Source organism: Curtobacterium sp. MCSS17_005, assembly GCF_003234225.2.
Lineage (GTDB): Bacteria > Actinomycetota > Actinomycetes > Actinomycetales > Microbacteriaceae > Curtobacterium > Curtobacterium flaccumfaciens.
Genome location: NZ_CP126258.1, coordinates 3,332,830 through 3,358,768, shown reverse-complemented (window position 1 = coordinate 3,358,768; position 25,939 = coordinate 3,332,830). Strand labels below are relative to the sequence as shown.

Here is a 25,939-nt window from a genome sequence, read left to right as displayed (position 1 = left end):
GTGAAACCGGACGACCGCCGTGAAGAGGTGATGGTGCTACGAAGCCTTGGACGCCTTCAGCATGTACCCGAAGCCGCGCTTGGTCTGGATGATCGGCTCGGCGGAGTACTGGTCGAGCTTGCGGCGCAGGTACGAGATGTAGCTCTCGACGATGCCCGCGTCGCCGTTGAAGTCGTACTCCCACACGTGGTCGAGGATCTGCGCCTTCGACAGCACGCGGTTCGGGTTGAGCATCAGGTAGCGGAGCAGCTTGAACTCGGTGGGCGAGAGCTCGATCTGCGCGTCGCCGATCGTGACCTCGTGCGTGTCCTGGTCCATCGTGAGCTCGCCGGCGCGGATGATCGCGTCTTCCTCGTCGTTCATGGTGCGACGGAGGATGGCCTTGATGCGGGCGACGATCTCGTCGAGCGAGAACGGCTTGGTGACGTAGTCGTCGCCGCCGACGGTGAGGCCGGTGATCTTGTCCTCGGTGTCGTCCTTCGCCGTCAGGAACAGGATCGGCGAGGTGTAGCCCGAGGAACGCAGGCGCTTGGTCACGCCGAAGCCGTTCATGTCGGGCAGCATCACGTCGAGGATGATGAGGTCCGGCTCTTCTTCCAGCACGGCGGAGATCGCCTGTGCCCCGTTGCCCACCGCACGCACGGCGAAGCCGGCGAAGCGCAACGAGGTCGTCAGGAGGTCGCGGATGTTCGGCTCGTCGTCGACGATCAGGATCTTGGGGCCATCGCTCATGGCCCTATCTTCTGACCGTTCCCTCGGGGTTTCCTGAGAGCGGTTCGTACGTCAGCCAACGGGCGTCTGGACCTGGTCGGCGTCCAGGATCGTGTACGAGTAGCCCTGCTCCGCCAGGAACCGCTGCCGGTTCTGGGCGAAGTCCTGGTCGACGGTGTCCCGGGCCACGAGCGTGTAGAAGGACGCAGGCAGGCCGTCCTTGTTCGGGCGGAGGAGTCGGCCGAGTCGCTGCGCCTCTTCCTGCCGTGACCCGAACGAGCCGGAGACCTGGATGGCGACGGTCGCGTCGGGCAGGTCGATCGAGAAGTTCGCGACCTTCGAGACGACGAGCACGTCGACCTCGCCGGACCGGAACGCGTCGTACAGCCGCTCCCGTTCGTCGACCGGGGTCGCCCCCGTGATCTCCGCGGCGTCGAGCGACGCAGCCAGTTCGTCGAGCTGGTCGATGTACTGCCCGATCACCAGGATCTGCTCACCGCGGTGCTTCTCGATGAGTTCCCGCACCACCGGGGTCTTGGCCGGGGACGTCGCGGCGAGCCGGTAGCGCTCGTCGTCGCTCGACGCCGCGTACTCCAGGCGGTCCTGGTGCGGCAGGTCGATGCGGACCTCGTAGCAGGAGGCCGGCGAGATGTAGCCCTGCGCCTCGATCTCCTTCCACGGGGCGTCGTACCGCTTCGGCCCGATGAGCGAGAAGACGTCGCCCTCGCGGCCGTCCTCGCGCACGAGCGTCGCGGTGAGGCCCAGGCGACGGCGGGCCTGCAGGTCGGCGGTCAGCTTGAACACCGGCGCCGGCAGCAGGTGCACCTCGTCGTAGACGATGAGGCCCCAGTCGAGGGCGTCGAGGAGCGACAGGTGCGTGTACTCGCCCTTCCGGCGGGCGGTGAGGATCTGGTAGGTCGCGATCGTGACCGGCCGGATCTCCTTGACGCTGCCCGAGTACTCGCCGATGTCCTCCGGCGTCAGGGTCGTTCGCTTGAGGAGCTCGGTGCGCCACTGCCGTGCCGAGACGGTGTTCGTCACGAGGATGAGCGTGGTCGCCTTGACGGTCGCCATCGCACCCGCGCCGACGAGTGTCTTGCCCGCGCCACAGGGCAGCACGACGACGCCGGAGCCCTGGGCGAAGAACGTGTCGACCGCCTGCTCCTGGTACGGCCGCATGTGCCACTCGGTGGTGTCCAGGTCGATCGGGTGCGGCTGGCCAGGGGTGTAGCCCGCCAGGTCTTCCGCCGGCCAGCCGAGCTTGACGAGCTCCTGCTTGATCTGCCCCCGCGCCCACGGCTGCAGCTCGACCTCGGTCGAGGACCGCATGTCACCGAGCAACGGCTTGATGCGCTTCGACCGGATGACCTCGGCCAGCACCGACGGGTCCTCGGCGGTGAGGAGCAGGAGCGGCAGCCGTTCGAGTTCCTCGGAGGGCGAGTTCGCGATCACGGGGGCGTCGGGCCGTTCCTCGCGACGGATCACGAGCCGTCCGTAGCGCGAGACCGTGTCGCGGATGTCGACCGTGACGCTCTGCGGCACGGGGAACTTCGCGAAGCGTTCCAGGGTGTCGATCATCGCCTCGGCGTCGTGGCCCGCGGCGCGCGCGTTCCAGAGTCCGAGGCGGGTGATCCGGTAGGTGTGCACGTGCTCGGGAGCGCGTTCGAGCTCGGCGAAGGCCGCGAGCTCGTGGCGTGCGTCCTCGGCGTCGGGGTGCGCGACCTCGAGGAGCACGGTGCGGTCGCTCTGCACGATCAGCGGTCCGTTCATGACCTGCCAGCCTAGCCGTCGGCACCTGCGTGCGGGTGACCGCGCGGCTCAGGCGTCGCTCTCGACCGACACGACGAGCGACAGCGGCAGGGTCCGTTCGACGTCGACGGCCGTGTCCCGTCCGCGGACGCGTCCGGCCGCGACCGAGGTCGGCACGATCGAGAACGGCCGCTCGGAGCCGTCCGGCATCCGGACGGTCACACGGATCGGCGTGCGTCCGCGCACGGCCAGGTCGATCTGCCGACCGAGCCACTCCTGCTCCGGCTCCGCGTCGCCGCGTTGCGTCGTCAGGCGGAGCCGTTCGACGAGTGCGTGCGCCGACTGTTCCGGCGAGCGTCCGGTGGGGCTGCGCCGGCCGGGAGGCCCGTGGTGCGCCTCGGGGCGGGCTGCGGTCGTCAGGACGGCCGGGTAGCGCTGGTCCTCGAGCGCGGTGTGCACGACGTGCGGCGGGTAGCGCGTGGTCAGCGTCGTCAGGTCGGGCCGCTCCCACGCGAGCTGCCGGAGCTCGGCGTCCACCCCGACGAGGTCGAGCTGGTCGGCGGTGCCGCGGACCTCGGTCCCGACGCCGCCCGGCCCCCGGTCGACGACGATGCTGCCGTCGCGTCCGGCCACCTGGTCGATCAGGTAGGCGAGGGGCTGCGGGATCCCGGTGGCCGACAGTCGTCCGAGCAGGGACAGCACGTCGTCGCGGGAGTGTCCGGCCCGGAACGCCGCGCGGAGGGTGTCCTCGGAGATGCGGTAGCGCGCGGCGAGCCCCGGTGCCTCGAGCACGGCGACGGTGCGCAGGGCGTCGTCGTCCACCGGCGCGAGCGGCCCCGGTGCGATGACCGTGAGGTCGTGCTGCAGGTAGACCCGCTCGACGGTGCCCGGCAGGTCCTCGGCGGCCTGCTCGGCGTCGCCGTCGAGCAGCGCCCGGCCCGTGCTCGTCACGATGCCGTCGACCGCCAGGCCGAGCGACGCCGCGGTGCCGGCGACGTCGAGCAGCAGGGCGTCGAGCCAGCGGGACCCCGCCGGGTACGCCCACCGCCCGAGCGGCACGAGGTCGCGCAGGTCCCCGTCGGCCAGCTCGAGCACCTGGTGCACGGCGGGCGGGAGCGTGTCCGACCACGCGGCCACCAGCGACACCCAGCGCTCCGGCCAGCTCGCGAGCAACCAGGCGTGCCCGGCGTCGGTGACGATCCAGCGTCCGGTGTCGGGGTCGGCAAACCCGATGTCGTCGAGCAGCGCCAGGCGACCGGCGACGAGCTCGGCGTCGGTGCCGATGCGCTCGGCCAGGGTGCGGGCGAGCGGCATGCCGATCCCGCCCTTGACGAGTTCGCGGACCGCGCCGGCGTCGACCGCCCGCAGCAGCTCGGCGAGCACGGTCATCGTCGCGAACGCCTGCTCCGCGCCGGTGGTGCGCGCACGCTCGAGTGCCGCGGCGTCGAGGGCGGGAGCAGCGGGGCGGACCTGCTCCGGGCCTCCAGGCTGCTCGTCGAGCGAGGTGAGGTCGGGGTGGGCGGCCACGCGTGCGGCGACCGCGTCGTCGACCGCGCCGTCCTCGTCGGCGAGTCCGAGCTCGATCGCGGGGCCGAGCGCGTCGACGGCTCCGCCGTCGCGAAGCGCCAGGATCGTCGCGCGCGGCAGGTGCTCGACCGCGGCGTCCACGGCGTCGTCGCTGCGGAGCGCCTCGGCGAGGTCGAAGAAGTCGGTGATGCGCTGCGGGCCGGTCTCGGCGAGTGCAGCGGTCGGGAGTCGCCTCGCCGCGACGAGGCGCTCGAGCGCATCGTCCGGCATCGCCCGGAGTCGGGCGGCGAGGTCGGCGGTGGTCGTCATCGTCCGGTGCCAGCGTCCGGGGCGGACGTCAGCGAGCCGTCCGGTTCGCTCGTGCGCGACGTGTCCAGGTGATGCCGAGGAGCGTGAAGACCAGCACCATGGCGATCGGGAAGCCGTAGAGCGGGATCGCCATGACCACCGGCCACGGCATCGCACCCTGGGCGCTGGGAGCGGTGAGCCACATGATGATCATCGCGACGAAGCAGAGCAGGCCGAGGATGATGATCCCACCGATCATGAACGCCAGAGCGCGTTCGGTACGATTGAACGTCACCGGGGGTTCTGCGGAGTCCTGCGGGTTCCCGGTTGATCGGGTCGGCTTGGCCATCGACCCAGGATATCCGACGCACCACGGCCGTACCACGACCTCGAGGAGTCCACGCATGCCCACCGGCAAGGTCAAGTTCTACGACGACGACAAGGGCTTCGGCTTCATCACCGGAGACGACGGCGACCAGGTGTTCCTGCACGCGTCCTCGCTGCCCGACGGCGTCGTGACCGTCAAGGCCGGCACGCGGCTCGAGTACGGCGTCGTCCAGGGCAAGAAGGGGTCGCAGGCGTTGTCCGTGCGGCTGCTCGAGCCCCAGCCGTCGCTGTCGCGGATGACCCGTCGCTCCGCGGACGACATGGCCGTGATCGTCGAGGACCTGGTGAAGGAACTCGACCGGATCAGCGGAGACCTCCGCCACGGCCGCTACCCGAAGAACGGCGATCGCATCGCCGCCATCCTGCGGCACGTCGCAGACCAGTTGGAGGCGTGACCCCATGACCGAGTCCGAGACAGCAGGGGCCGAGACGGCTCCCGACGCAGCGTCCGTCGACGCAGCGTCCATCGACGCAGCGTCCATTGACTACACCGACCTGGCGCGCGAGGCGTTGCTCGAGGTCACCCCGGAGTCGACCGTCGGTGCACCCGTCGGTACCGTGGACGAAGGGGACGGCGTCGTGTCCATCCTGTTCGCCAACCGGCTGCCCGGCTACCCCGGGTGGCGGTGGACGGTCAGCGTCGCCAAGGTCGGCGACGACGAACCGACCGTGCTCGAGGTCGAGCTGATGCCCGGGGACGGCTCGCTCGTCGCGCCCGAGTGGGTGCCGTGGTCCGAGCGGCTGGCCGAGTACCGGGCCGCGCAGGAGCACGAGGGTGAGGACGGCGCCGAGGACGCGTCGGACGAGGACTCCGACGACGAGGACTACGACGACGAGTCGGACGCCGACGACGACGAAGAAGACGACGACGAGTCGGACGACGACGAGGACGACGACTACGACGACTCGGATGACGACGAGGACGACGACGAGTCGGACGATGACGATGACGACGAGTTCGACGCCGACGAGGACGACCTCGACGAGTCGGACGACGACGACATCGAGGGTGTGGACGTCGATGTGCTCGCCGACGTGAGCGACAGCGACAGCGGCACTGACACCTCCGCCGGCTCGGCCGCCGAGGACGAGGCCCCGCAACCGCCCCGTCGTCGCCGTGCCCGCCGCGTGCAGCCGTTCGAGCCCGACGCCGATCTCGAGGTCGACCAGCTCGACGCCGGCGAGACCGACCCGGGCTTCCACCGCGCCTGACCCGGACCGACGAACGGGCCCGGCACCACCGATCCGGTGGTACCGGGCCCGTCCTCGTTCCGGCGGGTGTCGCCGAGGTCAGTGCAGGGCGTCGATCGTGAAGTCGATCGCGCGCACGAGCTTCGCGACGTCGTCCGGGTCGATCGCGGTGAACGTGGCGACGCGCAGCTGGTTGCGGCCGAGCTTCCGGTACGGCTCGGTGTCGACGATGCCGTTCGCACGCAGGGTCGCGGCCACGGCCTTGGCGTCGATCGAGTCGTCGAGGTCGATCGTGGCGACGACCTGGGAGCGAGCGGCGGGGTCGGAGACGAACGGGGTCGCGGAGTCGCTGGCCTCGGCCCAGTCGTAGATCGTCGACGACGAGGTCTTCGTGCGGAGGTCCGCCCACGCCAGGCCGCCGGACTCGTTCATCCACCGGACCTGCTCGTCGAGGAGCAGCAGCGTGGAGATCGCCGGGGTGTTCAGGGTCTGGTTCAGGCGCGAGTTGTCGACGGCGTTCTTGAGCGACAGGAACTCCGGGATGTACCGGTCGGAGGCGGCGATCCGCTCGATCCGCTCGATCGCTGCGGGGGAGAGCAGCGCGAGCCACAGGCCGCCGTCCGAGGCGAAGTTCTTCTGCGGGGCGAAGTAGTAGACGTCGGTGGCGCTGACGTCGAACAGGGCGCCACCGGCGGCGCTGGTCGCGTCGACGACGGTGAGGGCGCCGGCGTCACCGGTCGCACGGACGACCGGGGCCATGACGCCCGTCGAGGTCTCGTTGTGCGGGTAGGCGTAGACGTCCACGCCCTCGACCGGCTCGAGTGCGGAGAGGGAGCCACCCGGTGCCTCGACGACGTGCGGAGCGTCGAGCCACGGGGCGGCTGCGGCCTTGGCGAACTTCGACCCGAACTCGCCGAAGGACAGGTTCTCGGCACGGCGTTCGATGAGGCCGAACGCGGCGGCGTCCCAGAACGCGGTCGAGCCGCCGTTGCCGAGGACGACCTCGTAGCCCTCGGGGATCTGGAACAGGTCGGCGAGGCCGGAGCGGACGCTGCCGACCAGGTCCTTCACGGGCTTCTGGCGGTGCGAGGTGCCGAGGATCGTGGCACCGCGCGTCACGAGGGACTCGAGCTGGGCGCCACGGATCTTCGATGGACCGCAGCCGAAGCGACCGTCGGTGGGGAGGAGTTCGGCCGGGATGACGATGTCTGCCATGCACCGATCCTACCGACGACGATCCGCCTGCCCGAGCCCGTGTACCGGCCGGACGGGGAGGGTTCGGCCCGCCCGTCCACCGCGTCGGATGACCCATTCTCACGTGCACCCAGGCGCCGGTCGGTGCTCGTCGGTGCGAACAAGTAGTGTGGTCGGCGCTGGGCCCAGACATGAGAGGCGGACCGTGACCGATCTCGTCGACACCACGGAGATGTACCTTCGCACCATCCTCGACCTCGAGGAAGAGGCGATCGTGCCGCTGCGCGCGCGCATCTCCGAGCGCCTCGGACACTCGGGCCCGACGGTCTCGCAGACCATCGCCCGCATGGAGCGCGACGGCCTGGTCGTCGTCTCCGGTGACCGCCACCTGGAGCTCACGGGTGAAGGTCGTTCCCGCGCCACCCACGTGATGCGCAAGCACCGCCTGGCCGAACGCCTGCTGGCCGACGTCATCGGACTCGACTGGGCCTTCGTGCACGACGAGGCCTGCCGGTGGGAGCACGTGATGAGCGAGCAGGTCGAGGTCCGCCTGCTCGAGATGCTCGGCAACCCGACGGAATCGCCGTACGGCAACCCGATTCCCGGACTGGCCGAGATCGGTGGCCCCGCAGCCGCCGGGTTCCTCGACGGCGTCCAGAACATCGTCGCCGCGACCGAGGGCACCGACGCCGTCGCGACCGGGGTCATCCGGCGCCTGGGCGAGCCCGTGCAGTTCGAGCCGGAGCTCCTGCACCAGCTCCGCACCGCCGGGGTCATGCCCGGACGCATGGCGAGCGTGCAGCGTGCGGGCGCCTACGTCGCGGTCCGCGTCGAGGGCGAGGACTCGGGCATCGAGCTGCCCATCGAGGTCGCGCAGCACGTCTACATCGAGCGGGACTGACCGTTCCTGGTCGTCCCTGAGAGTCTTTACCGTTTCGTTACCCACGGGGCGTTTGGTCTCGACACGGTAACGACGCCTCCGTACACTCGTCCGAGTCGCCGCGCTGCCCCTGAGCCGGCGACCCGTGGCAGGACGTCTCGAACCCGTCTCCTGCCTCGATCGGAAACGATGACGAACGGATGGGGTTGCACACCGCCGGACACCCACGGCGGCGTGATGACGAGACGTTGGAGACCCACCTCTTGACGCAGACCGGTACCGCCGCGGACGACCAGACGCCCGTGAACCCGACGAACACCGAGAACGCCACCACCGCCCCGCTCACCCGGCGGGCCGTGCGCGAGACCGAGGGCCGCCCGGTCCGCAAGGTCGTGCCGGTGCGCTCCGCTCCGCTGCCCGGTGGTCGTCGTGCCGCGCAGGCCGCGGCCGCAGCGAACACCGCCAAGGCCAGCTCATCGTCGCGCAAGCGCAAGTTCCTCGCGCCGGTCGTCCTCACCGTGGCCGCCGGCATGTTCGGCACGGTCGCGGTCGCCCCGGCCTTCGCCGCGACGACCTCCAGCAACTCGACCGCCGTTGCCGACGCCCAACGTCAGGTCCGTGCCACGCAGAGCCAGGAGCTGTCGGTCTCCGACGCCGTGGCCCTCGCCGACACGAGCCGTGACGGCTACGGTGCGACCTCCACTGCGACGCTCGACGCCGAGAAGGCCGCCAAGCAGGCCGCCGCCGACCAGGCCGCCGCAGCCGAGGAAGCCGCCGAGCAGGCCGAACAGACCCAGACCGCCCGCGCCGCGACCGCGAAGCAGTACTCCTCGTACACCGGTCCCACCGCCGCCGAGTACGCGGCGAGCTCGTCCGCCGCCGACACCCCGTTCTCGCTGCCGGCCGTGGTCGCCACCGGCAAGCAGTACATCGGCACCCCGTACGTCTTCGGTGGCGCGGACCCGTCGGGCTTCGACTGCTCGGGCTTCATCATGTTCGTGTACGCCCAGTACGGCATCAACCTCGCGCACTCGGTGCCGCTGCAGGACCAGGCCGGCACCACGATCCCCGAGTCCGAGGCGCAGCCCGGTGACGTCGTCATCTTCAACAACGAAGCGCACGACGGCTTCTACATGGGGAACGGCATGATCATGGACGCCCCGAAGCCCGGTGGCACCGTGCAGATCCGCCCGATCTGGACCAGCGACTACCACATCGTCCGTTTCGGCATCTAGCGTCCACTGCCCCTCCGGCGTGTGAACTTCACCGGAACCGGCCCGAGCACCCTCGTGCAGGGCCGGTTTCTGGGTTAACCTGACGCTGCACCGGTCCGCACCGGCGCGAACAGGAGACCCTCATGTCGATGTTCCGCACGACCCGCACCATGGGTCGGCGCGCGCGCGTCGACATATGGTCGAGCACAGCCTGCGTGCACGAGCACGCCCCTGCATGACGAGAGCACTGCCCATCCGGGTGGTGCTCTTCGTGGTTCCAGGGGTGTGAACAGGTCGTCCTCACCCGTTCGCGTCGTCGGTCCGACGCACCCGCAGCGCCTGGAAGCCGTCCAGGCACGTCGGAAGGGAACCCATGCGCACTCTCGTCCTCAACGCCGGTTACGAGCCCCTCGCGGTGATCTCGTTCCGACGAGCCCTCGTGCTGGTCATGAACCAGAAGGCCGCCATCGTCGCCGCCGACGTCGAACACCCCGTCACCGGGTCGACGTCGAGCTACGATCGTCCCTCCGTCATCATCCTCACCCGCTACGTGCGCATCCCGCACTCCAGGCTCGTGCCGGTGTCCCGTCGCGGTGTGCTGCGTCGGGACGGCAACCACTGTGCCTACTGCGGCCGGCACGCCACCACCATCGACCACGTGCAGCCGCGGTCGCGCGGTGGGCAGGACTCGTGGGAGAACCTCGTCGCCTGCTGCCTGGCCTGCAACAACACCAAGGGCGACCGCACCCCGCAGGAGATGGGGTGGCGCCTCAGGTTCCCGCCGAAGGTGCCGCACGGGTCCTCGTGGGTCGTGCGCGGCATCGAGCGCCCGCAGGCGGAGTGGGACGAGTACCTCGTGGCCGCGTAGCGGCCGTCTACGCGCCGACTGACGGACTGGAGGCCCGTGGCGGCACCGCCACGGGCCTCCAGTCCGACGGTTCCCGGTGGCGGCTCGTGGTGGGAAGCAATCTGGCCGCAAAGCGCGAATCGCCGCCATACTTCCCCTAGGGCGTGAGGGGGAATCACCGTGCGGATCACACCGAAGGTACGGATCGGCTTGGCGGTCTTCGTCGGCTATGCCCTCCTGGTTCTGGTCGTCCAGCTCAGCAGCGGGATCCCGTACGAGGAGTGGGGGGACTCCGCGGGGAATCTCTTCCGCGGCGGCGTCCTGTCGCTCATCGTTGCGTCGGTGGTGCTGGCGGTGGTCGTCACGTGGTTCGGATGGTGGGGGCCGGTCCTGCGGGACCGGGCGCCGAGCCAGCGTCGCTGGCCGGTCATCGCGCCCATGTTGATGGCGGCGATCTCCGTGGTGGGACTGTTCTCCGCGGACTGGAACGCCGTCAGCGGGCCGTTCCTCGCAGCCGCGCTCGGCCTGTGCCTGGTGGGGTTCACGGAAGAGGTCGTCACCCGCGGCGTGCTGCTCGTGGCATTGCGGACCCGATTCGCTGAGGTGTGGGTGTGGTTCATCTCCACGGCACTGTTCGCCCTGATGCACTCCATCAACATCGTCCTGGGACAGGACGTCGGCTCCACGCTCGAGCAAGTGCTCGCCGCGTTCTGCACCGGGACGGCGCTGTACGTCCTCCGCCGGACGACGGGCTCGCTCCTCCCGGCGATGATCCTGCATGCCCTGTGGGACTTCACCATCTTCGTCCTCGGCAACGGCACCCCCGGCGCCGCCGCCGGCATCGCTCAGGACTTCTACATCCCGGTCGCCGTCCTGTCACTCGTCGCTGTCGCGTTCGTCATCCGGCGCTCCGACGAACGAATCAACGTCCCGAGGAGGACCGCTTGACCACGCCGACCACCATCACAACGACCACACGGCCAGAACGGTTCCGCCGCAGCATCTGGGTGGCCTTGGTCGCGGTCGCGGTCTACGTCTTCCTCGCAGCCGTTGTCGGCAACCTGTTCGGCGGGCTCGCCGAGCCCGGTGACAACATCGCCGAGTTCGTCCTGTCCCACTACATCGCGCTTCCCATCGGGATCGCGCTGGCAGTGCTGTTCGTCCGGTGGGCGGGATGGCCAGGCGTCTGGTCGGAGACGCCGACGCCGAAGCTGCACCCGCGCCGCCTGTGGCTGATCGCCATCCCCGTCCTGACGGTCGTCATCGCGTGCTCGAACCTCGCCGGGATCGACTGGTCCGCGTGGTCGGTTCCGACGGTCCTGCTCATCGTCATCGGGACGCTGATGGTCGGGCTCGGTGAAGAGCTGTACCTCCGCGGCGTCCTCCTCTCCGCCGTTCGCGCGCGTCACAGCGAACTCGCGACCCTCCTGGTCACATCGGTCGTGTTCGGAGTGGCGCACGTCGTCGGCAGCCTCTGGTCCGGTCTGTCCCCCGCGTTCATCCTCTTCCAGGTCTCGGCGCTGTCCCTCGCGGGTGCGACGTACTACTGGGTCCGCCGCGTCACCGGGCGCCTCTGGGTTGCTGTTCTCGTGCACGCGTTCTCCGACTGCGTCCTCTACCTGGGCTCCGGTGCCGCCCGCCAGTCGGACGCCCTTGCCCACGACGCCTCCGGCAGCAGTGACGTCATCGTCGGCTGGGTGCAGATCCTCCTCATCGTCCTCACGCTCCTCAGCGTCCTGAGCGTCGTCCTGGAGGACCGCCGCAACCGGAACGCACGTCGGGCCGCCGCGACGGCAGCGACGGCCTGATCCATCCCACCAACCGAAGGACGACCGATGCGCAGCACCATCTCCGGGACCACCATGCCGACGCTCGAGCTCACGCTCGACGCGGGTGAACGCATCGTGGCCGAGGGCGGTGACGTCGCCTGGCTGACCCCCGGGTTCGCGATGGACACGTCGACCGCGCACGGCGGCAGCGGCGGGTTCCTCGGGGGCCTCAAGCGTGCGCTCGGCGGCGGGCAGCTGTTCCTCACCGAGTACACGGCACCGGCCGCAGGCGGGCGGCTCACCTTCGCCGCGAGCCTCCCGGGCACGATCCGCGAGATCACGGTGGACCCGGCGGACCAGTTCCTGGTGCAGTCCGGTTCGTACATGGCGAGCACCGCCGACGTGGACGTGTCCGTCGGGTTCCAGAAGCGTCTGGGAGCAGGGATCTTCGGTGGCGCGGGCGTGGTGTTCCAGGCGCTCTCGGGCTCGGGGACGGCCTGGGTGCAGCTCGCCGGTGAACTGACCGAGGTCGAGCTCGCCGCGGGGGAGTCACTGCTGGTCCACCCGGGACACCTGGCGATGTACCGCGCGGGCACGTCGGTCGAGTTCGCCACGGTGAAGGGCATCAAGAACAAGGTGTTCGGGGACTCGATGTTCCTCGCCGAGGTGCACGGTCCGGGTCGGATCTGGCTGCAGTCGATGACGCCGGCAGCCCTCGCGGCGGCCATCCAGCCGTACCTGCCGAAGCCGCAGGGCAGCGACCGCGACTGAACCCGCCACGCCCGGCCGCAGTTGGTCTGGCCGGAGAACGCGGCATCCGGGCATACTTCCCCTGAGACCTGAGGGGGCTTCATGCCCTGGCCGGTGTCGACCTGTCGACGGACAGCCCCGCCCCGCAGCCACACCGACTCGAGAGCAGGACCCGTGACCGACATCCGCAGCACCCGGACCATCCCGCGAGCGATCTGGGTCGGCCTGCTCCTCACCCGGCAGGCTGGTCGGACAGCCGAGGCGTTGAGCGCGCCGTCACCGTTCACGGAACGTCGTCGGTGGTGGATGCTCGCCGTCCCGATCGTCCAGGCAGCGAAGCCCGGATCGGCGGACGTCGCATGACGCTCCGGGCAGACACCACCCGGCGGCGACACCGGTGGGTTCCCGCCGACCGACGGTGGTGGGGACTGGACCGACGGACGGTCCTGCCCGCGGTGATCGTGCTGGCGACCGCCGCGATCATGCACTGGGGCGTGCCGTGGCTGAACGACCAGGTGTCGTTCAGCGAGACGGTCCCGGCGGGCAGCACGATGTCACTGAAGCAGGACGTCGAGTTCACACCGCCGGCCGGTTGGGGCATCAGTGACGGTGTGCTCACCGGTGACGCCGAAGCCGGCGGCACCTACCCGGCATCCGCGACCGTTTTCGACGGTACGACGTCGATCACGCTCCGGACCGGCACGTTCGAGGGCACGCCGCGCGCACTGCTGCGGCAGATCCAGACCACCAATGCGGCCACTGGAACCCAGGCGCTCCGGTCGACGGTGACGCCCATCACGACGGCGTCCGGGGTGCGCGGGGTGATCAGCGAGTTCCGTGACGTCCGGAACGACGGCGCCATCGCCGCGTTCGTCGCGGACGGCGTCGGCGTCGAAGTCGTCATCAGCACGCCGAACAGCACACCGACGAGGACGGCCACCCTGATCGGACAGGCCCTGTCGTCGATCACGGTCGAAGGAGCCGGATCATGAGGCTGAACCTGTTCCGACGGGATCCCGAGCGCACCACGGGGACGGTCACCGTGTCGTCGGTGCCGACCGAGCTGGAGCAGGCGCGGACGGCCGTCTTCGAACGGTCCGGGTGGGGCCTGCGGATGGAGGTGTTCCAGCCGCGGAACGCCGCGTTCTGGGTGTTCTGGGTGCTGGTGATCGCCGGCCTCTGGAACGCGGTGAAGTTCGTGCAGCCGGCCGCGGCACCGTTCGCCTCGGCGGTCACGACCAACAGCCTGGTCCTGGTCCTCTACGCGGCCCTGTTCTGGTGGGCTACCCGTGCGATGGACCGGTACTCGACGCTGCCGATCAGCCTCGTGGTCCACGCGTTCCTGTGGGGTGCCACCGCGGCGACGTTCTTCATGGCCATCTACGCCAACGACGCGATCCTCGGCCTGTACGGCAAGACCTTCGGGCAACGCTGGGCCGCCGACTGGGCAGCTGGGCTCACCGCGCCCTTCACCGAAGAGGTGTCGAAGGGCATCGGTCTGGTGCTCCTGATCACCCTGGCACCGCGGATCGTCCGGACCACGTTCGACGCGTTCATCCTGGGTGCGTTCCTCGGGCTCGGGTTCCAGGTCGTCGAGGACGTGCTCTACGTCGCGCAGACCTCCGGCGTCGACTTCGGCGCGCACCCGTTCCTCGCGGGGGCGGAGACCCTCGTGGTGCGGATGGCGACCGGCGTCGCCGGGCACATCGCGTACTCCGCGATCTTCGCGACGGGGCTGTTCCTGCTCGCCGGCAGTCCCGCCCAGAAACGGCGTGTGGGACCCGGGATCCTCCTGATGCTGCTCGCCGTGGTCCTGCACGGTCTCTGGGATGATCTCGGCGCGCTGCTCGGCCCGCTGCAGGCGTTCAACTTCGTGTTCATCGCGGTCCTGACGGCGCTGGTGGTGTTCGTGGTGTTCCGGGTCTTCCGGTTCGCGGTCCGCCCCGAGCAGGAGGACCTCCGCACGGTGCTCGCGCCCGAGGTGGCGGCGGGGCTGCTCTCGACGGACGAACTCGACGCCGTCGTCGGCAGCCGGAAGACACGGCGGCGGTACGTCAAGGCGGCCGGATCCCGGCAGGAGCGCCGCCGACGCCGTGTGCTGCTGACCGCGATCCACGACCTCGCCGAAGCGCTCCCACACGTCGACGACCCGGACCACATCGCGTTCACGCGACAGGAGGTCACCCGGGTGCGGGACGGCGGCCAGCAGACCGCGTAGGTCTGCCGTCTCGCGCGTGAGCGTGATCAGCGACGGACGGGAGGCCCGTGGCGAGCCCGCCACGGGCCTCCCGTCCGCTCGTCTGCCGCTTTCAGACCGGACACGACCCGACGACGCCGACGAACGTCCGCCGAACGGCGCCTGAACGCGCGCTCGCGCCTGTCCGGACAGGTTGGCGACGGCCGCCTCGGCGGTGTTAGCGTCCCCGTCGACAGCGCCTAGGGTTCCGGGACTCCCCGTCCGACTGGTCCGAGCGGCGCCACGGTCCGCCGCCGAACGCGGGCCGTCATCTGAACGGACAAAAGCCTGGAGGACCTCGCCCGTCGCGCCGCGCGCCGGGCAGAAGGTCCTGCCGTGACACCGCTCGCCGTCCTCCTCGTCCTGTCCGCCGCCGTCGCCCACGCGGGGTGGAACGTCATCGCCCACGGGGTGAGCCGGATCGGGATGCCGTTCCTGTGGCTCGGCGCGGTGTCGAGCGTGCTGGTCTGGATCGGCGCGGTCCCGCTCACCGGCGGCCTCGGTGACGCGGACCCCGGCGGGTTCGTGCTCGGGGTCGCCGCGTCCGGGGTGCTGCACGTCCTGTACATGCTGGTGCTGCAGCGGGGGTACCGGGTCGGCCGGCTGTCGACCGTGTACGCCACGGCGCGGGGGACCGGGCCGACGATCAGCGTCGTCCTGGCGGTCGTGCTCCTGGGTGAGCGCCCGCACTGGATCGCCCTGGTCGGCGGGCTCCTGGTGCTCGTCGGTGTGGTCGCCGTCGGGCTCGCCGACCGGGGGACGACGTCGACGGAGCTCCCGCGGAGGCGGATCGACCCCGGGCTCGTCGCGGGTCTGCTCACCGGGGTGGCCATCGCCGCGTACACGATCTGGGACGCCTACGTCGTCCGCGACCTCGGTGTCGCACCGGTCGCGTTCATGGTCGGGTGCACGGCCGTCGAGGTCGTGTTCTTCGGACTGGCCCTCGGGTCGCGGCGGCGCGAGGTCCTGCCCGTGCTGCGGCAGCACTGGCCGCGGGTGCTCGCGTTCGGGGTGCTGTCGCCGCTGTCGTACATCCTCGTGCTGGTCGCGATCGGCATCGCGCCCGTGGCGCTCGTCGCCCCGATGCGCGAGGTGAGTGTCGTGCTCGTCAGCCTGTTCGGGGTGCTGGTGCTCCGCGAAGGCCGTGCGCTCGCCCGGGTCGGTGCCGCGGTGGTCGTGCTCGGCGGCATCGCGCTGCTCGCACTCTGACGGCGGCGACGGAGTTGGCGGCGGCGACGACGTTGGCGACGGCGGAGGCGACGGCGGCCTGTCCGGACAGGTGCCAACCGAGTTCACCTGCCGTCCACGCCGCGTGTACCGGGACGGAACTCCGCTCCACCGGTCGGCTGCGACAGTTGCGGTCGTCCGCACCGGACCCGCCCCCCCCCCGAACCGCCCGAAAGGTCGTCATGCCCATCTCCGCACGCAAGTCGCTCGTCGCGCTGGCCGGCGCCCTGGCCCTCGTCGCCACGCTCAGCTCCTGCTCCGCAGGCTCCACCGCCGCGACCGGTGACGGCAGCCCCGCAGGCGGCTCCGACGCAGTGCAGTACGCCGCGGACGAGAACACCATCGTGTTCGGCGTGGTCCCCGACTCCGTGGACACCGAGACGAACTACCAGCCGCTGATGGACTACATCGCGAAGGAGACCGGCAAGAAGGTCGAGTACCACGAGTCGACCGACTACGCCGCGCTCATCGAGGCGTCCGTCGCGGGGAAGATCGACGTCGCGTCGTTCTCCGGGTTCACCTACGTCACGGCGAAGAACAACGGCGCGAAGATCACCCCGATCTCCTCCATCATCACCGCCGAGGGGCAGAAGCCCGGGTACTACTCCGAGGCCATCGTGCCGAAGGACAGCGACATCGACTCGCTCGAGGACTTCGCCGGCAAGAAGGTCTGCTTCGTCGACCCGTCGTCGACCTCGGGCTACCTGTTCCCGAGCTACAACCTGCTCAAGGCGGGCGTCGACCCGAAGACCGACGTCACGCCGGTGTTCGCCGGCAAGCACGACGTCAGCGTCCAGAAGGTCGCAGCGGGCACCGAGTGCGACGCCGGGTTCGCCGAGGACAGCGAGGTCGAGAAGAACGATGACGTGCGCGTCGTCGCGAAGACGATGGTCCCCGGCGCCCCGATCGTCGTCTCCGACACCCTGCCGTCGGCCGAGAAGGAGACGCTGACGAAGGCGCTGTCCGACGTCACCATCGACCAGATCATCGACGCCGGTGTCACCAGCGCCGACAGCGACGGCTTCCGCAGCGTCTTCTACGGCACCAAGCCCGTCGACGACGAGTACTACGACCTGATCCGCGACATCTGCAAGACGACGAAGTCGACCACCTGCCAGGCCTGACCCGGCGACCGCGAGACGGCAGCCCGAGGAGCACCATGACGAACCACGCACCGGTCGGTACCCCGGCCGTCGAGATCACCGGCCTGACGAAGCGCTTCGGCGACACGACGGCGTTGCGCGACGTGTCGCTGCGCGTCGGGCAGGGCGAGGTCGTCGTGCTGCTCGGGCTGTCGGGCTCCGGCAAGAGCACCCTGCTCCGGCACGTCGACGCGCTCGAGCTCCCGACGTCCGGCAGTGTCCGGGTGGACGGGACCGAGGTGCACTGCCTGACCGGGCGTCGGCTGCGCGAGCTGCGGAGTCGCGTCGGGTTCGTGTTCCAGCAGTTCGAACTCGTGCCGGCGCTCACCGTCCTCGAGAACGTGCTCACCGGAGCGCTCGCGACCCTCCGCGGCCCGCGGCTCGGCCTCTGGTCGTACCCGCGCGGCCTCCGTCGCACCGCACTCGGGCACCTCGACCGCGTCGGGCTGCTCGACCGCGCCTACCAGCGGGCCGACACCCTGTCGGGCGGGCAGCAGCAGCGCGTCGCGATCGCCCGCGCCCTCATGCAGGACCCGACGGTGCTCCTGGCCGATGAACCGGTCGCCTCGCTCGACCCGGAGTCCAGCGGGCAGGTCATGCGCCTCATCCGCGAGATCGCCGCCGACCGTGGCCTGACGGTGCTCTGCAGCCTGCATCAGGTCGACCTGGCCCTGTCGTGGGCGGACCGGATCATCGGGCTCCGGCACGGCGAGGTCGTGCTGGACACCAGGACCGACGGCCTCGGTAAGGCGGAGGTCATGGAGATCTACGGGCAGGTCGCGACGAGCACCGACGAGTTCGCCACCATCGAGGCCGAGCTGCACGCACTCGACGCGGGGGAGCGGACCTCGTGACGACGCTCGACACCCGACCCGGAACCGCGGCGGCGCTCGCCGAGGACGTGGCCCGTCGGGCACCCCGCCGCCGGGTCTCGCCGGAGCGCACCGCGGCGGTGCTGACCCTCGTCGCCCTCGGCGTGCTGGCGTGCGTCGCGGTCGCGCGGGTCGACATCTCCATCCCGAACATCATCGCGTCGTGGTCGAACGCCGAGCACTTCTTCCAGCGTGTGGGCACCGTCCGGTTCCCGGCCGCCCCGGTGCTGCTGCAGCAGACCGCGCTGACCGTCGGGCTCGTCCTGCTCGGCACCCTGCTCGCCGCCGCGCTGAGCGTCCCCGTCGCGTACCTGGCGGCAGCGAACACCAGCCCGGGCCGCGGGTGGGTGGCCGCCGCGCGGTTCGTCAGCGTCCTGACCCGGGCCGTGCCGGACGTCGTCCTCGCGATGGTGTTCGTCCTGGTCTTCACGATCGGTCCGCTGCCCGGGATCCTGGCGATCGGCATCCACTCCGTCGGGATGATCTCGAAGCTCTTCGCCGACGCCATCGAGCAGATCGACGAAGGGCCGCGCAACGCGATCCGGGCAGCCGGGGGGAGCCGTGCGCAGCAGTTCACCGCCGGGGTGCTCCCGCAGGTGCTGCCGTCGTGGGTCGCGACGATCCTGCACCGCAACGACATCAACCTGCGCGGGTCGGTCATCCTCGGGTACGTCGGCATCGTCGGCCTCGGCCGCGAGATGTCCTTCGCGTTCAAGTCGCTCGACTACTCACTCGGCATCGGGTACGCCATCGTCATCTTCGGGCTGTGCGTCCTGATGGAGATCGTCTCCAGCTCGGTGCGCGCCGCCATGCTCGGCGTGGCCCCGTCCGGGCGCGGCATCGGTGCCACGGCTGCCCGTCGGTGGATGCGGCGGCGGGACCGGCAGCGAGCCGAGGCCGCACCGGCCACGCGGCGACCGGTCGCCGCGACGGTCGAGGGGACCCTCCGGCGCCCGTGGACCCCCGTCCGGGTCCGCCACGCGATCTGGTGCTGGGTCGCCCTGGCCGTCGTCGTCGGCAGTGTCGTGGTCTGCGACATCGCCTGGGGTGACCTGGTCACCGTGTGGGGCAAGATCCCCGCCGTCGCCGTGCAGTTCTGGCCGCCGTCCTTCGGCAGCTACGGCGCCGGCATCATGTTCGGCGCGATGTTCGACACCGTCGCGATCGCCCTCGCCGCGACCGTCCTCGCGCTGCTGCTCTCGCTCGTCATCGGGTCCCTCGCCGCCCGCAACGTCGCTCCCGGGCGCGGGGTCCGGGGCGGCGCGCGGCTGCTGCTCGTCGTCGTCCGCGGGATCCCGGAGACGATCCTCGCGGTCGTGCTCATCGTCGTGACGGGGCTGGGTGCGCAGGCGGGGACCCTCGCCCTGGCCTTCGGTGGCATCGGGCTCCTCGGCAAGTTGATCGCGGACTCGCTCGAGGAGGTCGCTCCCGGGCCCGAGCGCGCAGTCACCGCCACCGGCGCGGGTCGCCTGCAGCGCTACGCCTCGGCGACGGTGCCGCAGGGGTTCCGCGCGATGGTCGGGCACACCTTCTACCTGCTCGACACGAACATCCGTGCGGCGACGATCCTCGGCATCGTCGGAGGTGGTGGCATCGGCTACTACCTCCTCAATGCAGCGCAGGGATCGAACTACGCGTCCGTCACCGCGATCGTCCTGCTCATCCTGGTCACGGTGCTCGTCACCGAGGGCCTGGCCATGTGGCTGCGGCGGGTGTTCCGGTGAGCGCGACGGAACGGTACGACGTCGTCGTGGTCGGCGCGGGCATCGTCGGGCTCGGCATGGCCTACGAGGCACTCCGGCAGGGCGCCCGCGTCGCGGTGGTCGACCGTGCGGCCGCGGTCGTCGGTGCGAGTGTCCGGAACTTCGGTCACGCCTGCGTCACCCCGCAGACCGGGGAGGCGGCCGGGTACGCGCAGGAGGCACGCCGCCGCTGGCTCGCACTCGCGCAGCTCGCCGGGTTCACGGCGCGCGAACGCGGTGCGCACGTCGTCGCCCGTCGTCCCGAGGAGCTGGCGGTGCTCGAGGAGTACCGCGACTCCGGCGCGGACCTGCGGCTGGCCGACGCCGCCGAGATCGCCGCGGCGGTGCCGGTCGATCCCACTACGGCCCTCGGCGGCGCGCACCTCGCGCACGACCTGCAGGTCGACCCCCGGGAGGCGGCACCCGCGATCGCGCGCTGGCTCGCCGGGCACGGGGTCACCTTCCACTGGCGCACCCCTGCGCTCGAGGTCACCACCGGCGCCGTCCGCACCGGTCGTGGCGTCGTGGAGGGGACCCGGATCGTCGTCTGCACCAACCACGACCTCGACCAGCTCTTCCCGGAGCTCGCCGAGTCGATCGGTCTGGTCCGCTGCCGGCTCCACATGCTGCGTGCGACGATCCCGCTCGCCTTCCCGCTCGCCACGCCGCTGCTGACCGGGTGGTCGCTGCTGCGCTACTCGGGGTTCGCCGCGATGCCCGGAGCGAATGCCCTGCGGGACCGGCTCGCCGCCGACCTGCCCGAGGGGATCCGCTGGGACCTCAACCAGATGTACACGTCACCGCCGGACGGCAGTGTCATCGTCGGGGACACCCACGAGCGCGGGGTCGATGCGCCGCCGTTCCAGGACGAGGACGGCTTCCGGCTGCTCGTCACCGAGACCGAGCGGCTGTTCGGTGCGCCGGTCTCCGTGGTCGACCGGTGGCAGGGCGTCTACGCCTCGGCCCCGGGGCGGGAGTTCCTCATCGACCAGCCGGTCCCGGGCGTCGACGTCGTGACGGTCACCACGGGCATCGGTATGACGACCGGCCTCGGCATCGCGCCGACGGTCCTCGGCTGACCCCGGTGGTCCTCGGCTGACCCCGGTGGCCTTCGGCAGGGGCGACCGTCAGTCGCGGAACAGCCGCTGCCGGCCGTCGCGCCAGACACCGACCACACGGTCCTCGCGCACGGCGACGAAGTCCGCACGGCGACCCGGTGCGAGGAGCCCCCGGTCCGGAAGCCCGACGTGTTCCGCGGGGTTCCGGGTGACCGTCGCGACGAGCTCGGCGAACGGTGCGACTCCGGCGGTGGCGGCCGCTCGCAGCCCCGGCAGCAGCGACCCGAGCTGGTAGTCCGACGCCACCACGTCGGCCCGACCGGCCGCGATCGCCGCGCGAGCGGACAGCCCGGAGCCGTGCGACCCGCCCCGCCAGAGGTTCGGGGCACCGACGACGACCCCGAGCCCGGCGTCGATCGCCGCGGCCGCAGCGCGCTCGCTGACCGGGAACTCCGAGATCCGGGCGCCGAGCCGCCGGGCCTCGAGGACGGCTTCGGGTGTCTCGTCGTCGTGTGCTGCGACGACGACACCGGCCCGGTTCGCGAGTTCGGCGACGGCCGCTCGTCGGCGGCCGATGCCCTCGGCACCGGCGTGGAACGCCGCAAGGCGGGCGTCGAGCACCTCGTCGTCGGCGCGGTCGAGCGCGCGGTAGGCCCGTCTCCAGGCGGCGACGGTCGAGTACTGGCCGCGTCCGGGGGTGTGGTCCATGTACGAGACCAGGGTGACCCGATCCGGATGCGCCGCCACGAGCCTCCCGGCTGCCGCCACGGCGTCGTCGTGGGTGACGTCGACGCGCAGGTGCACGCGGACGTCGACCGGCAGGTCGGACGCGGCGACCGCGTCGAGGACGGCGGCGGCGTGCTCGGCGCTGCGCGCCGGAGCCGTCGCGTGCTCCACCGAGCAGCACAGCAGGGCGGTCGTCACGCCGGCGAGCAGGGCGTCGGCGGCGAAGGACTCGAGCGCGTGCCCGAGCGGCACCGGGACGCCGGGGCGCGGCTGCTCGAAGCGGGACAGCGAGTCGGCGTGCAGGTCGACCAGACCCGGCAGGACGTCGACGTCGCCGAGGTCGACCACCGGTCCGTCCGACGCCTCAACGACGACGCCGTCGCGCACGGCGAAGGACGAACCCGGCGTCCCGCCGTCGCCCCGGTGGACACGGGCAGCGGTGAAGGTCGTCACGCAGCCATCACACCACGGCGACCGCGGGGGCGACCCCGCGGCGCAGGAACCCGTCCGACGGCAGTGTCGTGACGGCGTGCCCGACCGCGTCGAGGCCGACCGGCCGCTCGACCAGGTCCGCGAAGGGCAGCTCGCTGCGCGCGAGGAAGGCCACCGCGGTCGCGAGGTGACGGGGCGCGTAGTTGTGGACCCCGACGATCCGGTTCAGCCGCCGCACGATCTGCTCCGGGTCGATGGTCACCGGACGGCTCGTCGAGACCGCGCCGACGAGCACGGCGACACCGTCGACGTCGAGGGAGTCCACCGCCGCCTCGACCGCATCGGGGTGGCCGGACAGCTCGACCGCGACGTCGAAGGACCCGATCGCGTCACCCGGGGCGACGGCCCGCGCCGCGCCGAAGCAGACCGCTCGGGCACGTCGCCCGGCGTTCGGGTCGGAGACGGTCACGGTGGCACCCGCGTCGACGGCCATCGCGACGGCGGTGATCCCGAGCATGCCGGCACCGGTGACCAGGACCCGTGCGCCGTCGAGCGGTCGGTGCACCGCGTCGAGTGCCGCGGCCACGGTCGCCGTGGCGCAGGCCGCCGGCGCGGCGACGGCCGCCGGCACGTGCGCGGGGACGACCGCGATCGCCGTGCCGGGGAGCAGGACGCAGTGCGTGGCGAAGCCGCCGTTCAGGGTCCAGTCCGCCGTGACGGCCTCGTGGCCGTACTTCCGCAGGGAGCGGCACTTCTGCGGGATGCCCGCAGCGCACCGGTCGCAGTCGCCGCACGACGCGGCGACCGACCACACGACGCGGTCACCGACCCGGACCGGCTGTCCCTGGACGGTGGTCGGCGGAACGGCGTCGACCGCGACGACGCGGCCGACCTGTTCGTGGCCGAGGACACTCGGCGTCGGACCCGGACGGTGGCCGAGCGCGGTGTGCAGGTCGCTGCCGCACACGGTGGCCAGCTCGACCTCGACGAGCACACCGCCGTCCGGCAACGTCGTCGACGGCAGCGACTCGACGGTGACCGGGGCACCGACGCCGTGCCACAGGGCGTACCGGGCGTCGGCGCGCACCGGCGTCACGCCAGGACCCGGGCGGCGTCCTCGACTTCGGCGAGCACCGACGGCACCTCGGTGACCGAGTCGAGGACGTGGGTGTGCTGGACGGTCGCGAAGTCGGCGTCCTGGTGTGTCCCGGTCCGCACGCCCGCCACGACGGAGGCACCGGCGCGGTGTCCCGTGAGCAGGTCGGCGACGGTGTCCCCGACGACCGCCACGTCACGGACGTCGTCGGTGCCGGTCCGGAGCACGGCGGCGAGCACCATGTCCGGGTACGGGCGCCCGCGGCCGGCGTCGGCGGGTGAGAGCGCGAGGTCGATCAGCGGCCACCAGCCGAGCAGGTCGAGCACCGCGTCGCGCGTCGCGGGCGAGAACCCGGTGGTCAGCGCGATCCGTCGCCCCGCTGCGCGGAGTGCGACGAGCGTCTCGACGGCGCCGTCCACCGGCCGCACGCCGCGGTCGAGGGTCCGGCCGTACGCGCGCTCGAACGCGGTGTTGGCCGCCTCGGCGCGGACGCCGTCCCCGTCGAAGAGCGCCGTGAACACGGCGATCTTCGACTGGCCCATGGTGTCGACCGCGTACTGCACCGCGCGGTCGTGCTCGGAGCTCCCGTGCTCGAGGCCGACGTCGGTGAGCGCGGTGCGGAAGGCGTCGAGGACGACGCCACCGTCGTCGACGGTGGTTCCTGCCATGTCGAGGCAGACGAGCGAGATCATGGGACTCCTGGGTTCGTGCCGTCACGCCGGGACCGGCGCGGTCCGACCAGCGTCGGAGTGCGCCGTGGCGGGCAGACGGTGCGCAGGTGTCCGCCAGGTGAACGACGCCGGGAGGCTCGTCACGGCCTGTCCGGACAGGCATGCGGTCCGCCAGGGGGACCGGCTACAGTCCGAGCGTGCCGGAGACCCGATACCTCGACATCGCCGCCGCCCTGGAGGGCGAGCTGGCCGATCTGCCGATCGGCTCGCGGGTGGCCAGCGAGGCGGAGCTGGCGGCGCGGTTCGGCGTCGGGCGGTCCGCCGCCCGGGCAGCGCTGCAGCACCTGCAGCGGCGCAACCGCATCCGTCGGGTGAAGGGCGTCGGCAGCTTCGTCGCACGCCGCATCGACTACCTGATCGGTTCGCGGGCGGCACCGTCGTGGAGCCACACCGTCCGCGCCGCCGGTGGCAAGCCGTCGAGTGTGACGCTGTCGTGTGCACTCGTCCCCGTCCCGCCGCGCATCGCCGAGTCCCTCGACCTGCAACCTGGAGCGCCCGTACACCGCCTGACCCGGCGCTCACTGGTCGACGGGCTGCCAGCTGCGTGGGGCGTGGAGTGGGTGCCGCCGGCGATCGTGCCCGAGCTCGCCGAGGCGCTGCAGGTCAGTGACTCGCTGTACGAGGTGCTCCGGCAGGTGGGACGATCCACGCCGCACCGCCGATGGGTCCGTGCGACCGCCGACGTGGTGTCCGAGGACGTCGCCCGGCACCTGGACCTCGACGAGGTCACGCTCGGCTGGTTCATCGAGAGCCTGACGTCGGACCGCGACGACGAGCGACCGCTCTGCCTGAGCGAACGGTGGATCCGGGCGGACGCCATCCGGGTGCTGTTCGAGGCCGGTCGGGACACACCGCTGACCTGATCGGCCGGGGCCTTCCGTTCGTCTGGCTTCTTCCGTTCGTTGGTGGCGCTGACTAGCGTCGCCGGCATGGGCGAGACACCGCACATCGACGACGCGACCATCGACGACCTGCGCGCTCGGCTGCGTGCCACGCGCTGGCCGGACGCGCCCGCCGGGGTCGGCTGGTCGCTCGGCGCGGACCTCGACGTCCTGCGCCCGCTGGTCGAGTACTGGGCCGACGGTTTCGACTTCGACGCGCACCGTGCCGAGCTCGCCGCGCTGCCCTCGCGCCGTGTCGTCGTGGACGGCATCGGCATCCACGTCCTGCACGTCCGCGCTCCGCGGCCCGACGCCCTGCCGGTCCTGCTCGCGCACGGCTGGCCGGACTCCGGTTGGCGGTACCGCAAGGTGCTGCCGATGCTCGTCGACGCCGGGTACGACGTCGTCGTGCCGGACATGCCCGGGTACGGCTTCTCCGATGCGCCGCCGCAGGTGCTCGACGCCCGGCAGGTGGCCGGCATGTGGGCGACGCTGATGACGGACCTCGGGTACGAACGGTTCGCGGTGTCGGGCGGCGACATCGGCACGCACGTCGCCCGCTACCTGGCGCTCGACCACCCCGACCGGGTCGTCGCCGTGCACCGCATCGACGGCGGGCTCGCCTGGCCGGGCCTCGACCCGTCGACGTTGTCCGCCGCCGAGCGGGAGTTCGTCGCCGCGACCGATCGGTGGCGCACCGCCGAGGGCGCCTACGCGATGCTGCACCGCACGAAGCCGCAGACCGCCGCCGTCGGGCTGAACGACTCGCCCGCGGGTCTCGCCGCCTGGATCGTCGAGAAGCTCCGGGCGTGGAGCGACTGCGACGGGGACCCGTGGTCGGTCTACACGCGCGACGAGGTCCTGGCGCTGCTCACCGAGTACTGGGCCACCGCCACGATCGGGTCGGCGATGCGGATGTACCACGCGAACGCGGCGATCCCGGCGGACCAGCTGGAGCGACGGGTCGAGGTGCCGTCCGGGTTCTCGATCTTCCCCGGCGACATCGTGCGGGCGCCGCGCGAGTGGCTCGAGCGCACCACGAACCTCGTGTTCCACCACGAACTCGACCGCGGCGGGCACTTCGCGCCGTTCGAGCAGCCCGACCTGTTCGTCGACGAACTGCACGCGTTCCTGCAGGGCTTCCGCCGCTAGAGTGGACGGGCCAGCCTCTGTAGCTCAATGGAAGAGCAGTTCCGTCCTAAGGAAACGGTTGGGGGTTCGAGTCCCTCCAGGGGCACCAGCAGGTCGAAGGGGGTTCGAGTCCCTGCAGTGCCGTCCAGGGGCACCAG

The 25,939-nt window shown here is 71.4% G+C and carries 26 protein-coding genes and 1 tRNA gene; 19 read left to right on the top strand and 8 right to left on the bottom strand.

What is annotated here, in order from left to right; all coding sequences use genetic code 11:
* Positions 1–36 precede the first annotated feature (36 nt).
* The 4 genes from DEJ20_RS16015 to DEJ20_RS16000 are packed head-to-tail and all read right to left on the bottom strand — an operon-like array spanning position 37 to position 4,624.
* Positions 37–732, bottom strand: a complete 696-nt coding sequence (locus DEJ20_RS16015) for a response regulator transcription factor (RefSeq protein WP_017888045.1) — start codon at positions 730–732, stop codon at positions 37–39.
* A 51-nt stretch (positions 733–783) separates the two neighbouring features.
* A complete protein-coding gene (locus tag DEJ20_RS16010) occupies positions 784–2,481 on the bottom strand; it encodes a DNA repair helicase XPB (RefSeq protein WP_111235681.1) in 1,698 nt (565 codons plus the stop codon).
* 48 nt (positions 2,482–2,529) lie between these two features.
* On the bottom strand, positions 2,530–4,296 hold the full coding sequence (locus tag DEJ20_RS16005) for a helicase-associated domain-containing protein (RefSeq protein ID WP_111235682.1): 1,767 nt from the start codon (positions 4,294–4,296) through the stop codon (positions 2,530–2,532).
* A gap of 28 nt (positions 4,297–4,324) precedes the next feature.
* A complete protein-coding gene (locus tag DEJ20_RS16000; protein WP_128780559.1) occupies positions 4,325–4,624 on the bottom strand; it encodes a hypothetical protein in 300 nt (99 codons plus the stop codon).
* A 55-nt stretch (positions 4,625–4,679) separates the two neighbouring features.
* On the opposite strand from DEJ20_RS16000, the gene DEJ20_RS15995 reads away from it, so the two are divergent.
* Together DEJ20_RS15995 and DEJ20_RS15990 are read left to right on the top strand one after the other, a co-directional pair.
* The gene (locus tag DEJ20_RS15995) at positions 4,680–5,057 is read left to right on the top strand and encodes a cold-shock protein (protein ID WP_017888041.1); all 378 of its coding nucleotides are present in this window, start codon (positions 4,680–4,682) and stop codon (positions 5,055–5,057) included.
* Positions 5,058–5,061: 4 nt separating this feature from the next.
* The gene (locus DEJ20_RS15990) at positions 5,062–5,874 is read left to right on the top strand and encodes a DUF3027 domain-containing protein (protein ID WP_111235683.1); all 813 of its coding nucleotides are present in this window, start codon (positions 5,062–5,064) and stop codon (positions 5,872–5,874) included.
* 78 nt (positions 5,875–5,952) lie between these two features.
* Here the strand turns inward: DEJ20_RS15990 and serC are convergent, their stop codons facing one another.
* Positions 5,953–7,068 (bottom strand): phosphoserine transaminase, encoded by a 1,116-nt coding sequence (gene serC / locus DEJ20_RS15985; RefSeq protein ID WP_111235684.1) that lies wholly within the window; start codon positions 7,066–7,068, stop codon positions 5,953–5,955.
* A 184-nt stretch (positions 7,069–7,252) separates the two neighbouring features.
* Between serC and DEJ20_RS15980 the strand changes: the two genes are divergently transcribed.
* The 14 genes from DEJ20_RS15980 to DEJ20_RS15915 all read left to right on the top strand — a co-directional run bounded on the left by DEJ20_RS15980 (position 7,253) and on the right by DEJ20_RS15915 (position 20,805).
* Positions 7,253–7,948 (top strand): iron-dependent transcriptional repressor DtxR, encoded by a 696-nt coding sequence (locus DEJ20_RS15980; protein ID WP_111235685.1) that lies wholly within the window; start codon positions 7,253–7,255, stop codon positions 7,946–7,948.
* A gap of 227 nt (positions 7,949–8,175) precedes the next feature.
* Positions 8,176–9,162: a C40 family peptidase gene (locus DEJ20_RS15975; RefSeq protein ID WP_146245444.1), complete on the top strand. Its 987-nt coding sequence runs from the start codon at positions 8,176–8,178 to the stop codon at positions 9,160–9,162.
* A 352-nt stretch (positions 9,163–9,514) separates the two neighbouring features.
* Positions 9,515–10,009: an HNH endonuclease gene (locus tag DEJ20_RS15970; RefSeq protein WP_027466591.1), complete on the top strand. Its 495-nt coding sequence runs from the start codon at positions 9,515–9,517 to the stop codon at positions 10,007–10,009.
* Positions 10,010–10,168: 159 nt separating this feature from the next.
* A complete protein-coding gene (locus tag DEJ20_RS15965) occupies positions 10,169–10,936 on the top strand; it encodes a CPBP family intramembrane glutamic endopeptidase (RefSeq protein WP_181431575.1) in 768 nt (255 codons plus the stop codon).
* The gene (locus tag DEJ20_RS15960) at positions 10,933–11,796 is read left to right on the top strand and encodes a CPBP family intramembrane glutamic endopeptidase (protein WP_111235688.1); all 864 of its coding nucleotides are present in this window, start codon (positions 10,933–10,935) and stop codon (positions 11,794–11,796) included. Before DEJ20_RS15965 ends, DEJ20_RS15960 begins: the two co-directional genes overlap by 4 nt.
* 27 nt (positions 11,797–11,823) lie before the next feature.
* A complete protein-coding gene (locus DEJ20_RS15955) occupies positions 11,824–12,528 on the top strand; it encodes a TIGR00266 family protein (protein WP_111235689.1) in 705 nt (234 codons plus the stop codon).
* Between the two features lie 153 nt (positions 12,529–12,681).
* Positions 12,682–12,870, top strand: a complete 189-nt coding sequence (locus DEJ20_RS15950) for a hypothetical protein (RefSeq protein WP_111235690.1) — start codon at positions 12,682–12,684, stop codon at positions 12,868–12,870.
* Positions 12,867–13,499: a hypothetical protein gene (locus tag DEJ20_RS15945; protein WP_111235691.1), complete on the top strand. Its 633-nt coding sequence runs from the start codon at positions 12,867–12,869 to the stop codon at positions 13,497–13,499. Before DEJ20_RS15950 ends, DEJ20_RS15945 begins: the two co-directional genes overlap by 4 nt.
* Entirely contained in the window at positions 13,496–14,725 is a 1,230-nt protein-coding gene (locus tag DEJ20_RS15940; protein WP_111235692.1) for a PrsW family intramembrane metalloprotease, read from the top strand. Before DEJ20_RS15945 ends, DEJ20_RS15940 begins: the two co-directional genes overlap by 4 nt.
* Before the next feature lie 354 nt (positions 14,726–15,079).
* Positions 15,080–15,952 (top strand): EamA family transporter, encoded by an 873-nt coding sequence (locus tag DEJ20_RS15935; protein ID WP_111235693.1) that lies wholly within the window; start codon positions 15,080–15,082, stop codon positions 15,950–15,952.
* Positions 15,953–16,152: 200 nt separating this feature from the next.
* Entirely contained in the window at positions 16,153–17,094 is a 942-nt protein-coding gene (locus DEJ20_RS15930; protein ID WP_111235694.1) for a phosphate/phosphite/phosphonate ABC transporter substrate-binding protein, read from the top strand.
* Between the two features lie 35 nt (positions 17,095–17,129).
* Positions 17,130–17,966 (top strand): phosphonate ABC transporter ATP-binding protein, encoded by an 837-nt coding sequence (gene phnC / locus DEJ20_RS15925; protein WP_111235695.1) that lies wholly within the window; start codon positions 17,130–17,132, stop codon positions 17,964–17,966.
* Positions 17,963–19,708: a PhnE/PtxC family ABC transporter permease gene (locus DEJ20_RS15920; RefSeq protein ID WP_111235696.1), complete on the top strand. Its 1,746-nt coding sequence runs from the start codon at positions 17,963–17,965 to the stop codon at positions 19,706–19,708. The genes phnC and DEJ20_RS15920 overlap by 4 nt, the downstream gene beginning before the upstream one ends.
* Entirely contained in the window at positions 19,705–20,805 is a 1,101-nt protein-coding gene (locus DEJ20_RS15915; RefSeq protein WP_111235697.1) for a TIGR03364 family FAD-dependent oxidoreductase, read from the top strand. The genes DEJ20_RS15920 and DEJ20_RS15915 overlap by 4 nt, the downstream gene beginning before the upstream one ends.
* A 48-nt stretch (positions 20,806–20,853) precedes the next feature.
* Here the strand turns inward: DEJ20_RS15915 and DEJ20_RS15910 are convergent, their stop codons facing one another.
* Genes DEJ20_RS15910 through DEJ20_RS15900 form a run of 3 tightly spaced genes read right to left on the bottom strand, consistent with a single transcriptional unit; the run spans position 20,854 to position 23,730 of the window.
* Positions 20,854–21,963: an alpha-D-ribose 1-methylphosphonate 5-triphosphate diphosphatase gene (locus DEJ20_RS15910; RefSeq protein WP_111235698.1), complete on the bottom strand. Its 1,110-nt coding sequence runs from the start codon at positions 21,961–21,963 to the stop codon at positions 20,854–20,856.
* A gap of 7 nt (positions 21,964–21,970) precedes the next feature.
* On the bottom strand, positions 21,971–23,038 hold the full coding sequence (locus tag DEJ20_RS15905; protein ID WP_111235699.1) for an alcohol dehydrogenase catalytic domain-containing protein: 1,068 nt from the start codon (positions 23,036–23,038) through the stop codon (positions 21,971–21,973).
* Entirely contained in the window at positions 23,035–23,730 is a 696-nt protein-coding gene (locus DEJ20_RS15900; protein ID WP_111235700.1) for an HAD family hydrolase, read from the bottom strand. Before DEJ20_RS15900 ends, DEJ20_RS15905 begins: the two co-directional genes overlap by 4 nt.
* A gap of 176 nt (positions 23,731–23,906) precedes the next feature.
* Here DEJ20_RS15900 and DEJ20_RS15895 point away from each other — a divergent pair, with 176 nt between their 5' ends.
* The 3 genes from DEJ20_RS15895 to DEJ20_RS15885 all read left to right on the top strand — a co-directional run bounded on the left by DEJ20_RS15895 (position 23,907) and on the right by DEJ20_RS15885 (position 25,890).
* Complete coding sequence (locus DEJ20_RS15895; protein ID WP_220035002.1) at positions 23,907–24,632, top strand: GntR family transcriptional regulator; 726 nt, start codon at positions 23,907–23,909, stop codon at positions 24,630–24,632.
* 66 nt (positions 24,633–24,698) lie between these two features.
* Positions 24,699–25,802: an epoxide hydrolase family protein gene (locus DEJ20_RS15890; protein ID WP_111235702.1), complete on the top strand. Its 1,104-nt coding sequence runs from the start codon at positions 24,699–24,701 to the stop codon at positions 25,800–25,802.
* Between the two features lie 13 nt (positions 25,803–25,815).
* Positions 25,816–25,890: transfer RNA gene (locus DEJ20_RS15885), tRNA-Arg, on the top strand.
* The last annotated feature ends 49 nt before the right edge of the window (positions 25,891–25,939 follow it).